Below are 12,953 nucleotides of genomic sequence, written 5' to 3'. Positions count from 1 at the left end.
TTTATGGCAGTGGCAAGCGCACGACACATTTTGGTAGACAGCGAAGCACAATGTTTAGACTTAAAAACAAAAATTGAACAAGGCGAAGACTTTGCTGAATTAGCAAAAGTACATTCTAATTGCCCATCAGGACAAGACGGCGGCGCTCTGGGTGAGTTTGGCCCAGGTATGATGGTTCCTGAGTTTGATAAAGTGGTTTTTTCTGCCCCAATAAACCAGGTACAGGGCCCTGTACAAACGCAATTTGGTTACCATTTACTTGAAGTTACTAGCCGTTCAGAATAAATTGAGCTTTACTGCTATTAACGTTTAATAAAAGCCGCTTTAGCGGCTTTTTTTTGGAGTGATTATGCAATTAATTGGTTCTGTTCCCTCACCTTACGTTCGCCGAATTAGAATATGGGCTCTGCAAAACAACTGTAATATAGAGCTTATAAGCTTAGACATATTTTCAGCTCAAGACCGCCCTAAAATGGCCAATAAAAACCCAGCCCGAAAAATACCTATTTTAATTGATGGTGATTTAACACTGAGCGACTCAAACTCAATAATACGCTACTTATTAGAGAAAACAGGCAAATCAAAGCTAAACTGGCCGCAAGAGCACTTACTTACCACTATTAATGCATGCAACGACTCGCTTGTTGAAATGCTATTATGCGAGCGCTCAGGTTTAGATACACAAAGCGATGCATTATTTTTTAATCTGCAAAATGAGCGAATAGAACAAACATTAAGCTTTTTAAACAACCATTTAAACGATGAACAATTTAAAAGCTGTGAATACCTCAACATCAGTTTATACTGCTTGCTTGATTGGATTAGCTTTCGTGAATTAACTGACTTTAGTCAGTACAGTGAACTTGTTGCATTTCATGGACAATTTAGCGAATGTCAATCAGCAATAGAAACTAATCCTCGTCACTAACTTAATAAGGTAAACACATGAGCGATATTGAAATTGAATCACAGCTAGTTAACTTCGTAGAAAAAGTACGTGTTAGCGAAGTCATTTGGGCACTGGGCGCAGAAGATAATGGCTTTGTAGTGTGCGACTCAAACCAATTTGACGACACTGATGTTTTACTGCTTTGGGAAAGTGAAGAAGCGGCTAAAGCGCAGTGCAAAGAAGAATGGAAAGATTACAGTCCGGTAGAAATTAACCTTGATGAATTTTTAGATGCATGGGTTGAAGATTTAAATGAGGACGACGCATTAGTTGGCATAAATTGGAATGATGACCAAGTATGTGTAGAGATTGAACCTACGGGTTTAGCTCGTGCTTTAAGTGAATAATAATTTACACACAGGACCTTAAAGCCTGATAACCCGACTAGCATCTAGTGCTAGTTGGGTATAAAATAAAACATCTCACTATTTTCAAGGTATTACGTTGAAAACCCATCTTGGTCGCCGCCCTTTTTCAGCTATGGAACTGCACACTCTTTATAATGGATATATATACGGTGATGTTCGACTCCCCCGCGAGCAAGCAAAACATTGGCACTTTTGGCTGCCATTAATAGCCTATTACAGCGGTGCTTACAGTGATGAAATCGGCTGTTTAACACTTGATGATCTTTGTATTATTGATGATATTTTATGTTTTAGCTTCCATACTCACGGTAAAATAAAGCCTCGCTTAGTCCCTGTACATAAAGCACTTATCGATGCAGGATTTAGCGATTATGTTGAGTTTATAAAGTCTAAAAACCACCAGCGACTTATGTTTGATCTCCCGGCTAAAACCGGCAGATACAGTGAAAAAGTACGTATTTGGTTTTCGGGTGAAGGCGATCGTGCCGGATATTTACAAAAATGTGATATCCCCAACGTTGACCAGCTCGGTATGAAAACCGCCATTAGTAGCTTACGCCTTAACTTTGAACAACAAGTTCGTATTTATGCGCTTCAGGCTAACTCTAAAGATGCTTTTAATTATTTAATGGGTTTTAACGAATACCCAAACAGTCAGTTTGATGAAATCAGCTTATTAAATACAGTTATTCAACAAGTACGTATTATAAATACACAACTCAGCTGGCAACGTTTTCTATCACGCGAAAGCCACTGACAAACTTTGTTACTATTTACCATCAAAGCCACTTCTTAAATCAATTACGCGCCTCACAAAAACTGGTAGGATAAACTGTACCCATAATAATCTGGGCGTTTCTAACAATAAACAAGGGATCACTATGTTTCTTAAAAGCCTCTTAACTGTGAGTGTTGCGCTAGCAATAAATGCAGCAAACGCTAACGAATTCGTTATCGAAAAACTCGCAAAACCAAGTTCGCAAAATGTATCGCTAACGCTCGACCCAAGCAAAGATACATTCACAGGGATGACTGAAATTGTCTTAGAAGTATTAAAACCAACACATTACATTGAGCTAAACGGTGTGGATTATGCTGTAAAAATGGCGCAACTTTTAGGTAAAGAAAACTGTGACTTAAGTAATGAAATACTTAAAACAGGTAAAGTTAAATTTAGCTGTGATGAAAAAATTCAACCAGGTAAATACACACTTAATATTGATTTTTCTGCTCCCTACAACCGCCAAAGTGTGGGGTTATACAAAACATTGGATCAAGGTACACCTTACCTATTTACCCAATTTGAAATGAGTGATGCACGTCGTGCCTTCCCCGTTTTTGATGAACCAAGCTATAAAATTCCTTTTCAGTTAACAATAACGGCTCCAAGTTCACAAAAAGTATATGCCAATACACCAGAACTAAAAACAACAATAAATGGTGATATGACAACCCACTTTTTTGATAAAACACCGCCTATTCCATCGTATTTAGTTGCAATGGCTGTTGGCCCGTTTGAAGAAATAGACATAGAAGGGATGCCTATTCCTGGGCGTGTTATTACTCCTCAAGGTAAAATTCATTTAGCCGAATATGCTAAAGATAATATGCCGCGCGTACTTGCAGCATTAGAAGAGTATTTTGGTATTCCTTATGTTTATAAAAAACTAGACTCAGTTGCCGTACCTGAATTCCCATTTGGCGCAATGGAAAACTCAGGCTTAGTAACTTACCGCGAAGACATTTTACTCGTTGATTTAGCAGCAGCGACACGCAGTAAGAAACAACGAAACGTATCTATTATTGCTCACGAACTAGCACACCAATGGTATGGTAACTTGGTAACCATGAAGTGGTGGAATGACCTGTGGTTAAACGAAGCGTTTGCAAGCTGGATGGCAGCTAAAATGACCAAGCAGCTAAACCCTGAGTTTGAATCACATTTAGACTTACCACAAAATAACGTAATGGCACTAGACGCCCGCTTAAGCACTAAGCCTATTCGTAAGCCAATTAAAACCGAAGCTGACATTATGGACGGTTTAGGCCTTGCATACAGTAAAGGTAGCTCAGTACTTGCAATGGTTGAAAACTGGATTGGCGAAGAAGCATTCCAAAAAGGGATTCAGCGTTACTTAAAAGACTTCTCTTATAAAAATGCAGAAGCGGCTGATTTATGGCAAGCACTAGGTAAAGCATCAAATAAAGATGTAGCCAGTGTTTTAAAATCATTTATCGAGCAGTCTTCTTTTCCTCTTGTAAGTGTTAAACAGCAAGGCAAAAAAGTAACTATTTCACAAAGCCGCTTTGTAAATGCAGGTGTTGATGCGCCAGCACAACTTTGGAATGTGCCAGTAACGATTAAATACGGTGCAGGCGACAACGTTAAAACAGCCAGTGTTTTACTAAACAAACAAAGCCAAACGCTTGATTTAGATTTTGCACCAGAGTGGATTTACCCTGACCAAGGTGCTCTTGGCTACTACCGCTGGGTAATGGATGACGCGCAATTTAACGCATTAATTGAAAACGCGCCAACAGTGCTGACTGACCGCGAACGTTTAGCGCTATTATCGGCCACCGATGCACTGCTTAAGGCTGGCGTTATCTCTGCCGCCAAGTTAATGCAAACACTTGAAGTATTTGTAAGTGACAGCCACCCTCGTGTAGCAAATACTGCACTGGGCTACTTAGTATCGCAGCAACGTACGTTCAAAGATGAAAGCAATAAAGACTTATGGCCTGCATTTATCCGTGACGCAGTGACTCCTGCAGCTAAAGAATACGGTTTAGAAGCAAAAATTGACGAAGATGGTGCTGTGTCGCAACTTCGTGCAGCCGTTGTATCCCTATTAGGCTTTGATGGCGAAGACCAAAACGTAATCAATAAAGCCAAAGAACAAACGCAAGTGTATTTAACTAACCCACAAAAAGTAGACCCATACTTAGCAGGTGTTTATTTAAGACTCGCTGCTTTTCATGGTGATAAAGCCTTGCTTGATCAATTCATGACAACATTTAAAACGACTAAAGACCCACAAGTGCGCACTAACATGCTAGCTGCTATGGGCTTTTTTGGTGAGTCTGAATTACAAAATGCAGTGCTGGCTTACAGCTTAACTGATGAAGTAACCGCCTCTGATATGCGTACTATTTTATCTGGGCAAAGTTACACAGAAGAGCGCCAAGCATTATTTATCGATTGGGTTTATAACAATTACGATAAAGTAACAGCAAGTTTACCGCCGTTCTTTATTCCTAATTTACCGTACTTTACAACCGTAGGCTGTGATGCCAAAAGCTTAGCAACCACTCAAAACTTCTTTAACGATAAAATTTCAGAAGTGCCTGGGTACAGCCGTACATTGAGTAAACTAGAAGAAAGTACGCTTGATTGTATTGCACTAAAAAAACGCGAGCTTGATTCGGTTAATAGCTTCTTAAACAGTAAATAACCACTATGTGATTAAGCTATAAAAAAGCCGCTGAGTATTCACTCAGCGGCTTTATAATTTTAGGGCGAAACTAATTAACTCAAATTACGTATAAAAAACTTCTTAACTAAAGTTCAGATTAATTACCAATGATCATCGTCAACTTAGCAATAAAGTCTTTTGCAGCTTGCTCTGAATTTATTTTAAATGCGACACCATAATGAATTGGTTGAGCGCTTTTATATATACGAGTTGGAAATCGGGTCATTTCACTGCTATGAAAATACCCTTGTGCACGTGTTACACCATCTATGTCATTAAAGTCATCGCTAAATACTTCAAACGCAGGGCGAATCACTATTTTACCTTTCCCACTTTCACTGTGAGTGTAAAAGGCCTCTTTAGAATTAACTAACATGTATTCAGCAATGTTTTTAATTTTAAAATTACTTCTGCATTGTAGTTTTATAAGCTGCTCTGTTAACTCATCTGCACTGTACGCCATGTTTATCCCTATTCGTTAATTTGCGTATCACCTTAACGCATACGCAGTTTGAAGTCTTACTTTATTGTGTTACGTCGCATACAAATGCAAGCTTATCGTTGTTGTAACTCATTCGGGTGATATTAGTTTCGCAGTAAGTGCTTAAATCAAGCCATTGCGATATTTCATTACTGCCATCGAGCTTACGTTGATAAACACGATTTTTAATAGCGTAAGCAATTGTTTTATCATCTTTTAAAATGAAGTCTTGTACCTGAGTGGGGAGCCTTAATAAATCGCTTACTTGTTTATTTTGTGGATTAAAACTCGCTAAAATATGCTTATCATTTTTAGTGTAACTAAATAAAAACATCGCCGCGTTGTGGTTATAAATAAGTGTACGAGAAATATCACTGGCGGCTATTTCACCTTTAGCAGCGTCTACTGAGGTGTATTGAAGCGTATGCGGCTGACCTAAAATAAACATCACTAAATCGTTTTTAATGCCCCAAGCATGGTAGCCAACAGGCTCTATCCAATCAAAAATACGACTAGGCGCACTTTGTGTATCAAGCGGATACTGCCACAACTTTTGTTTTGAATCGGCCTCTACAACAATGGCTGACAAACTTGTTTTATTAGGCATTAACGTTGGCGAATACTCACTGACAGGCGTATTTGTTAAGTTAGTTATTTCACGTGTTGTTAAATTGTAGTGTGCAATATCGGTTTGGCTTTGGTTATTAGTTATTACCTCATGGGTAAAGTATAAATCGTCATTAATTAAGTAAGGCTGGTTATTGTAACTTGTTTTGTCGCTTACTATGGTCACTTGAACACCATATGGCGTATTTAAATCAGCAAGTAATATTTGGCTTTTAGGCATGTTAGCGTGTGCACAACCTGCGGCTAACGCACTTAATGAAAAGAAGCTAAGTAATGGTTTTAAAAGTTTCATGCTTTCTCTCGTTTTAATTTTAAGCACCTCATGATAACGTTATTTGCTGATGGCGTCACTTGAGCTTAGTCAGTCAACACGTAAGATACCCAAACGACTTAAAAAAGTGTTAAGTTTAGTCTGGTTATATAGCCTGGTCCTAAAAAAGAGAATTAACATGTCAGCTAAAAATCCTATCATTGCAATTACTGGTTCATCGGGTGCGGGTACAACCACCACAACCAATGCCATTAAGCACATTTTTCGTAGCCTAAATATTCAGGCTGCATTTATTGAAGGTGATAGCTTTCATCGTTATACACGCCCAGAAATGGACAAAAAAATACGCGAAGCCCAACAAGAAAGTAAGCATATTAGTTACTTTGGCCGTGAAGCTAACGACTTTGGCGCCCTTGAATCGTTATTTAGTAATTATGGTGAAACAGGGCAAGGCAAATTGCGCCGCTACTTGCACACCTTTGATGAAGCTGTACCTTATAACCAACTGCCAGGCACATTTACTCCTTGGCAAGAGCTTGAGCATAATACAGATATTTTGTTCTACGAAGGTTTGCATGGCGGAGTTGTTGACCAAGACGTTGATGTAGCCAAGCATGTTGATTTACTCATAGGCATGGTACCTATTATTAACCTTGAATGGATACAAAAGCTAATCCGCGATACTTCAGAGCGAGGCCACTCTCGCGAAGCCGTGATGGGGTCAATTGTGCGTAGTATGGACGATTACATAAATCATATTACCCCTCAGTTTTCACGTACGCATATTAACTTTCAGCGTGTGCCTACCGTAGATACATCAAACCCATTTAGCGCAAAAGACATTCCATCACTTGATGAAAGTTTTGTTGTGATCCGCTTTAGAGGCATTGAAGATGTTGATTTTCCTTATTATTTGAGAATGATTGAAGGCAGCTTTATGTCACGTATTAATACGCTGGTAGTACCGGGCGGTAAAATGGGCCTTGCAATGGAGCTTGTATTAACACCGCTGATAAAAGATATCATTATGAAAAAGCGCGCACTAGAGAACCTTGCTCCGCTTGATTTGCCTATTTAGTATTATCGCTTTAGTGCTCTTTTTTGTTTAGCAGAAGTCACGTACACTGCTGATTTTACTCAATACGAGATCAGCATGTCATCATTGTTAAAAGTTATAGTTGGATCTAAAAATCCAGTAAAAATAAATGCAGCAAAGCATATTTTTACTATGTACTTTCCAAATAACACCATTGATTGCCTAGGTGTTAACGCTCCTTCAAACGTGCCAGATCAACCTATTGGTGAAGATGAAACACGTATTGGCGCGCAAAACCGTGTTAACTATTGTAAAAAGCACCATCAAGCCGATTACTACGTGGCAATGGAAGGCGGTGCAGAGCAATTTAGCTATGGTGCAGCGACCTTTGCCTATGTTGTTATTGATAACGCCACAGAACAGGTTGTAGGGCGAAGCAGTAACCTTCCATTACCCAATATACTTTTTAAAGCATTACTTAATGGCGAAGAGCTTGGCGATGTAATGGATAAAGCATTTAACACCACAAATATAAAACAAAAAGGCGGCGCCATTGGCCTGCTTACAAATAACCATGCAACACGTGAAAGTACCTATACCCAAGCACTAACCTTGGCCATGGCACCCTTTTTACATAGCGACCTTTATCGCAAATAAAATACAGGAAATTGAATGAAATACAGCTACGTGTTGTTTGATGCAGACGAAACTTTATTTAGGTTTGATATTTTAGCCGGTATGACCCGTATGTTTAAAAATTACGGCGTTAACTTTACGCAAGACGACTACGTTCACTATCAAAAAACCAATAAACAACTGTGGGTTGATTATCAAAATGGTGTTATTAGTGCTGATTACTTGCAGGTAACCCGCTTTAATGAATGGTCAACAAAATTAAATGTATCCGCTAAAGAGTTGAACGATGCATTTTTAGATGCAATGGCGCAAATTTGTGAGCCATTACCAGGCGCTATAGAGTTGCTTAATAAATTAAAGCCTCATGCTAGGTTAGGCATCATTACTAATGGCTTTGCTCGTCTACAAACAGTACGTTTAGAGCATACTGGTTTAAAAGATATGTTTGAATGGTTAGTTATTTCTGAGCTTGTAGGTATAGCAAAACCTAACAAAGCTATTTTTGAACATACGTTTGAACTGATGGGTAACCCAAATAAGAGTCAAATATTAATGGTGGGTGATACCGCATCAAGTGACATACTTGGCGGTAATAATGCAGGTATAGATACATGTTGGTTGCAACACCCTGGTGAACAATTACCAGAAGGAATAACCCCCACTTACACAATAACCAAATTAGAACAGCTACAAGCCATTTTAGGTATTTAATTTTTAAAACTTACTATTTTAAAAGAATAGATACATAGCAAAAAAAATAGACGCTAATAAGCGTCATTTTTTTGTAACTGTTTTAAGTGTGTACTTTAAAATACTTGGTTAGGCTGTTGCTAACTCAAGACCGGGTGCAGGCATCGTTACAGGCGTTTCAAATGTTGCCCACTCCCACGCTGACTCGGTAGCCATTACTTTACGAAGCAACTTATTGTTTAAATCGTGACCCGACTTAAACGCAGTCACCTTACCTAAAATGTTATGGCCTGTCATAAACATGTCACCAACACAGTCTAGTATTTTGTGCTTAACGAACTCATCGCTGTAGCGCAAACCATTTGGGTTTAGTACTTTAAACTCGTCAAGTACTACTGCGCTGTCCATGCTGCCACCTAGAGCAAGGTTATTAGCATGCATGTATTCAATGTCTTTCATAAAACCAAAGGTACGAGCACGGCTAATTTCTTCAGTAAAGCTTTGAGCGGTGATGTCTAAACCAACACGCTGACGACTTTCGTTAATAGCCGGGTGATCAAAAGCGATTTCAAAGTCGATGTGAAATCCGTCGTACGGTTCTACTTCGGCCCATTTGTCACCTTCTTCAATACGTACTTTTTCTTTAATACGAATAAAGCGTTTAGCGGCATTTTGCTCTTCAATGCCGCCTTTTTGTAATAAATAAATGAATGGTAATGCACTACCATCCATAATTGGCACTTCTGAGCTGTCTAATTCTACAATTAGGTTATCAATCCCCATTGCTGCAACTGCAGCAATTAGGTGCTCAGTAGTTGATAAACGAACGCCATCTTTGTTAATTAAACAGGTACACAACTGCGTATCGCCAACGGCTTCAGGTGTTGTTTCAAATTCAACAACCGGATCAAGGTCGACACGACGAAATACAATCCCAGTATTTGCGCTCGCAGGTCGGAGAGTTATTGTGACCTTCTCACCTTTATGAAGTCCAATTCCTATGGCTTTGACTACTTCTGCAATCGTACGCTGTTTAATCATAGGTTCGCTCACTTAAATTTATTACAGTTAGACGGCGGATAGTAACATATATACGCGCGCCTTACAATATTCGCTCAATTTACCAGCAAAATAACGTTTTTTATTAGTCTGCTTGTTTGCGTAAAAATGCAGGGATGTCAAAGTAATCACCACCCTCTGATTTATCCGCTTTTTTACTCGTTTGCGACGACGAGCTTGCTTTATTGCTAGAACTTGCTGAACTCGCTTTTTCTGTGCTTTCAGTTTGTGCTTTAGCTGCACTTTCATCGGTGCTATCTTGGCTCGCAAAGCTAGGCACATACATGCTGCTTGCTTGGTTAGACGTGTTTGCAACATCAGAACCCGAAGCCTTTTTAAAACCGTTATCAACAATACCAAACTGTGGACGACGATCGCCGCCTAAACCCGTTGCAACTACAGTTACACGTAACTCGTCGCTCATTTCAGGATCAATTACCGCACCCACAACAACCGTTGCGTTCTCAGAGGCAAGTGCTTTAACGTGGTTACCGACAATTTCGAATTCTTCAATCGCAATATCCATACCTGCGGTGATATTAACTAAGATACCTTTAGCACCTGTTAAATCAACGTCTTCTAATAATGGGCTTGAAATAGCAGCTTCTGCGGCTTCTTGTGCACGATCAGGACCCGACGCAGATGCAGTACCCATCATAGCAGTACCCATAGCAGACATAACAGTTCGTACGTCAGCGAAATCCACGTTAATTAAACCAGATCGCGTAATGAGTTCTGCAATACCTTGTACCGCACCAAATAATACGTCATTAGCTTTAGCAAATGCATCTAGAAGTGTAGTGCCTTTGCCTAAAACTTTAAGTAATTTATTGTTCGGAATTGTAATAAGCGAGTCTACAATTTCTGACAACTCGCTGATACCTTGTTCAGCTGCCGCTGCACGCTTCTTACCTTCAAAGTCGAAAGGACGCGTCACTACTGCAACAGTTAAAATACCCAGCTCTTTAGCAATTTTAGCAACCACAGGCGCAGCCCCTGTACCTGTACCGCCGCCCATGCCCGCTGCGATAAATACCATGTCGGCACCTTCAAGGCTTGCACGAATAGTCTCTGCATCTTCTTCAGCCGATTCTCGGCCTACTTCAGGGTTTGCACCCGCACCTAACCCAGAGGTTATTTGTGTGCCTAATTGAACTGTTACATCAGCAGCAGAATTTCGTAATGCTTGCGCATCAGTATTAGCGGCAATAAAGCGCACGCCTTCGATTTGCTGTTTTACCATGTGCTCAACAGCGTTACCGCCGCCGCCGCCCACGCCAATTACTTTTATTACAGCTTCTTCGCTGTGTTGTTCCATTATATCAAACATGTTCACTCTCCGACTTGAGTCTTAAAACTCGCCTTGAAACCATTTAGTAATGCGGTTCCACCAATTATTGTTATCCTCTGCTTTCGACTTTTGTGCATTCATCGATTGCATGGTGCGCCCGTATTGTAACAAACCAACAGCGGTTGCGTACGAAGGATCATCTACGTAGTCTGTTAAACCAACCATCCCGATTGGTTTACCTATTCTTACTGGCATTTGAAAAATGTCTTCCGCCACTTCCATTGCACCAGTCATTTTGGCAGTTCCGCCTGTTATAACGAGACCTGCCGCAATTTGGTCCTCTAAACCTGAACGACGAATTTCTTCCATCGCAAGTTCAAATAATTCTCTGAAACGAGGCTCTACCACCTCTGATAATGTATGACGTGACATTAATCTTGCAGGGCGCCCGCCTACACTTGGTACTTCAATAGTGTCTTCACTGCTTGCCAATTGGCTGCTTGCACATGCGTATTGTACTTTGAGTGACTCTGCATGCGATATAGGTGTACGAAATATTTTTGCAATATCACCCGTTACCTGATTACCCGCCACAGGGATTACTGCTGAATGGCGCAGCGCACCGTTGATATAAATAGTGATGTCCATTGTACCACCACCAATATCGAGTACAGCGACTCCAAGCTCTTTTTCATCATCTGTAAGAACTGAATAACAAGAAGCCAATGCTGTAAATATCAATTGGTCGACTTCAAGGCCGCAACGCTCAACACATTTCTCTATGTTTTTAGCCATGTCGTTAGAGCAGGTAATAATGTGAGCACGTGCCTCCATACGCACACCGCTCATGCCTAGTGGGTTTTTAATTCCTTCTTGCATGTCTATGCTGTACTCTTGCGGTAGTGCATGCAGCATTTTACGTTCAGCTGAAATAGGCACAGAACGCGCAATGTGAATCACATTTTCAATATCTTCGTCTGTTACTTCAGTATTATTAATAGCAACAACACCGCTTTCGTTCTGGCATTGAATATGTTTACCAGAAATCCCCAAGTACACCGAACTAATTCGACAATCTGCCATTAATTCGGCTTCGTCTATAGCGCGGCGAATCGACTCAGACACTAAGTTTAAATCGTTAACGCCACCTTTATCCATACCATGGGATACCTGGCTGCCCACACCAACAATGCTGAGCTTGTTATCTGCGGTGATTTCACCTACCGTGGCTACCACTTTCGAGGTACCAACGTCTAATCCAATCACGAGGTTTCTTTCTGCTGACTTAGTCATGCCTTACTCTTATTTTGTAATTGTTCTTCTTGCACTGGCTTAAAGCTCACTGCAAGGCCGGTATCATACCGTAAATCGACTGCATCTATCTGTGCTTTTTCTGGATATTCCATACGTGGGTAAACGTCTATAAAACGTTGAACACGCTTGGCTTTATCCCTACGCCCTAAATTTAAGCGCACCCCGCTATCAAGCCAAAGCTGCCAAGAAAAACGCTCTGATAACGCTAAACTTTTAAGCGTTAACGCGTTTACTTTAAGCATTTCGTCAAACTGCTTAAAAGCAATCCATGCTTCTTGTTCGCTCCCTTCTGGGCCGAATAACTGAGGTAAATCTTTACTTAACTTATCGCTGCGAGCTTGAAAAGCCTCACCGTTGTTATTAATCAACAAGTCACTATTCCAATGCGCAACCGCCTCGTGTTCAACAACGTAAACCTGAATCGTATCAGGCCATTGTTTTCGCACCGATACAGTGGCCACCCAAGGTAGATTTTGCACTAGCTGTTGTACATGTTTTACATCAAGCTCAAAAAAACTACTTAAATCCGCTTTTTTTATTGCTGTTATTATTGCGGTTTCATCTGTGTATTTAGGATGCCCTTGCACCGTTAAGTGCTTTATTTGTGCATCTTTATTTTTTACTAACCAATCAGATACACCCGTTGTAATTTGCACTAAGCCAATAATAACAACTAAAAAAAAGCTCACGCCAAAAATCAGCGACCAATTTAGGTTCTGTTTGATTTTATGAGCTTTTTCTAAAAGGGGATGCAT

Annotated in this window: 14 protein-coding genes; 8 read left to right on the top strand and 6 right to left on the bottom strand. The window is 40.2% G+C overall.

Annotation, left to right across the window (positions count from 1 at the left end):
- Positions 1–3 precede the first annotated feature (3 nt).
- The 5 genes from P20480_RS15900 to P20480_RS15920 all read left to right on the top strand — a co-directional run bounded on the left by P20480_RS15900 (position 4) and on the right by P20480_RS15920 (position 4,772).
- Positions 4–285 (top strand): peptidylprolyl isomerase, encoded by a 282-nt coding sequence (locus tag P20480_RS15900; protein WP_006794083.1) that lies wholly within the window; start codon positions 4–6, stop codon positions 283–285.
- A 64-nt stretch (positions 286–349) separates the two neighbouring features.
- Complete coding sequence (locus tag P20480_RS15905) at positions 350–928, top strand: glutathione S-transferase family protein (protein WP_008126827.1); 579 nt, start codon at positions 350–352, stop codon at positions 926–928.
- 17 nt (positions 929–945) lie between these two features.
- Positions 946–1,296 (top strand): DUF2750 domain-containing protein, encoded by a 351-nt coding sequence (locus tag P20480_RS15910; protein WP_006794081.1) that lies wholly within the window; start codon positions 946–948, stop codon positions 1,294–1,296.
- 97 nt (positions 1,297–1,393) lie between these two features.
- Positions 1,394–2,074: a site-specific integrase gene (locus P20480_RS15915; RefSeq protein WP_008126825.1), complete on the top strand. Its 681-nt coding sequence runs from the start codon at positions 1,394–1,396 to the stop codon at positions 2,072–2,074.
- A 124-nt stretch (positions 2,075–2,198) separates the two neighbouring features.
- The gene (locus P20480_RS15920; protein WP_008126824.1) at positions 2,199–4,772 is read left to right on the top strand and encodes a M1 family metallopeptidase; all 2,574 of its coding nucleotides are present in this window, start codon (positions 2,199–2,201) and stop codon (positions 4,770–4,772) included.
- A gap of 118 nt (positions 4,773–4,890) precedes the next feature.
- On the opposite strand, the gene P20480_RS15925 is transcribed toward P20480_RS15920, so the two are convergent.
- A complete protein-coding gene (locus P20480_RS15925) occupies positions 4,891–5,256 on the bottom strand; it encodes a hypothetical protein (protein WP_006794078.1) in 366 nt (121 codons plus the stop codon).
- A 61-nt stretch (positions 5,257–5,317) separates the two neighbouring features.
- Positions 5,318–6,193 (bottom strand): TolB-like translocation protein, encoded by an 876-nt coding sequence (locus P20480_RS15930; protein WP_008126822.1) that lies wholly within the window; start codon positions 6,191–6,193, stop codon positions 5,318–5,320.
- 157 nt (positions 6,194–6,350) lie between these two features.
- On the opposite strand from P20480_RS15930, the gene P20480_RS15935 reads away from it, so the two are divergent.
- The 3 genes from P20480_RS15935 (at position 6,351) to yjjG (ending at position 8,555) form a co-directional block, all read left to right on the top strand.
- On the top strand, positions 6,351–7,250 hold the full coding sequence (locus P20480_RS15935; protein WP_008126819.1) for a phosphoribulokinase: 900 nt from the start codon (positions 6,351–6,353) through the stop codon (positions 7,248–7,250).
- 75 nt (positions 7,251–7,325) lie between these two features.
- Complete coding sequence (gene yjjX / locus P20480_RS15940) at positions 7,326–7,865, top strand: inosine/xanthosine triphosphatase (RefSeq protein WP_006794075.1); 540 nt, start codon at positions 7,326–7,328, stop codon at positions 7,863–7,865.
- Positions 7,866–7,880: 15 nt separating this feature from the next.
- Positions 7,881–8,555 carry a pyrimidine 5'-nucleotidase gene (yjjG, locus tag P20480_RS15945; RefSeq protein ID WP_008126814.1) on the top strand — a complete coding sequence of 225 codons (675 nt, stop codon included), beginning with the start codon at positions 7,881–7,883 and terminating at the stop codon, positions 8,553–8,555.
- A gap of 108 nt (positions 8,556–8,663) precedes the next feature.
- Here yjjG and lpxC read toward each other — a convergent pair whose 3' ends face one another.
- The 4 genes from lpxC to P20480_RS15965 form a co-directional block, all read right to left on the bottom strand.
- Entirely contained in the window at positions 8,664–9,575 is a 912-nt protein-coding gene (lpxC, locus tag P20480_RS15950; RefSeq protein ID WP_008126813.1) for a UDP-3-O-acyl-N-acetylglucosamine deacetylase, read from the bottom strand.
- Positions 9,576–9,678: 103 nt separating this feature from the next.
- Positions 9,679–10,923: a cell division protein FtsZ gene (gene ftsZ / locus P20480_RS15955; protein ID WP_008126811.1), complete on the bottom strand. Its 1,245-nt coding sequence runs from the start codon at positions 10,921–10,923 to the stop codon at positions 9,679–9,681.
- Positions 10,924–10,944: 21 nt separating this feature from the next.
- A complete protein-coding gene (gene ftsA, locus P20480_RS15960; protein WP_010555687.1) occupies positions 10,945–12,177 on the bottom strand; it encodes a cell division protein FtsA in 1,233 nt (410 codons plus the stop codon).
- The gene (locus tag P20480_RS15965; RefSeq protein WP_006792148.1) at positions 12,174–12,953 is read right to left on the bottom strand and encodes a cell division protein FtsQ/DivIB; all 780 of its coding nucleotides are present in this window, start codon (positions 12,951–12,953) and stop codon (positions 12,174–12,176) included. The genes ftsA and P20480_RS15965 overlap by 4 nt, the downstream gene beginning before the upstream one ends.

This window comes from Pseudoalteromonas sp. BSi20480, from assembly GCF_000241365.1.
Taxonomy (GTDB): Bacteria; Pseudomonadota; Gammaproteobacteria; order Enterobacterales; family Alteromonadaceae; genus Pseudoalteromonas; species Pseudoalteromonas marina.
The sequence above is the reverse complement of the archived record's forward strand: the minus strand, read 5'-3'. Positions and strand labels throughout refer to the sequence as shown.

Bases quoted from the DNA above. Each gene is read 5' to 3' on its own strand.
- lpxC (WP_008126813.1), bottom strand. From the start codon at position 9,575: ATGATTAAACAGCGTACGATTGCAGAAGTAGTCAAAGCCATAGGAATT.
- ftsZ (WP_008126811.1), bottom strand. From the start codon at position 10,923: ATGTTTGATATAATGGAACAACACAGCGAAGAAGCTGTAATAAAAGTA.
- P20480_RS15965 (WP_006792148.1), bottom strand. From the start codon at position 12,953: ATGCATCCCCTTTTAGAAAAAGCTCATAAAATCAAACAGAACCTAAAT.
- yjjG (WP_008126814.1), top strand. From the start codon at position 7,881: ATGAAATACAGCTACGTGTTGTTTGATGCAGACGAAACTTTATTTAGG.
- P20480_RS15905 (WP_008126827.1), top strand. From the start codon at position 350: ATGCAATTAATTGGTTCTGTTCCCTCACCTTACGTTCGCCGAATTAGA.
- P20480_RS15930 (WP_008126822.1), bottom strand. From the start codon at position 6,193: ATGAAACTTTTAAAACCATTACTTAGCTTCTTTTCATTAAGTGCGTTA.
- yjjX (WP_006794075.1), top strand. From the start codon at position 7,326: ATGTCATCATTGTTAAAAGTTATAGTTGGATCTAAAAATCCAGTAAAA.
- P20480_RS15935 (WP_008126819.1), top strand. From the start codon at position 6,351: ATGTCAGCTAAAAATCCTATCATTGCAATTACTGGTTCATCGGGTGCG.
- P20480_RS15920 (WP_008126824.1), top strand. From the start codon at position 2,199: ATGTTTCTTAAAAGCCTCTTAACTGTGAGTGTTGCGCTAGCAATAAAT.
- ftsA (WP_010555687.1), bottom strand. From the start codon at position 12,177: ATGACTAAGTCAGCAGAAAGAAACCTCGTGATTGGATTAGACGTTGGT.
- P20480_RS15910 (WP_006794081.1), top strand. From the start codon at position 946: ATGAGCGATATTGAAATTGAATCACAGCTAGTTAACTTCGTAGAAAAA.
- P20480_RS15925 (WP_006794078.1), bottom strand. From the start codon at position 5,256: ATGGCGTACAGTGCAGATGAGTTAACAGAGCAGCTTATAAAACTACAA.
- P20480_RS15900 (WP_006794083.1), top strand. From the start codon at position 4: ATGGCAGTGGCAAGCGCACGACACATTTTGGTAGACAGCGAAGCACAA.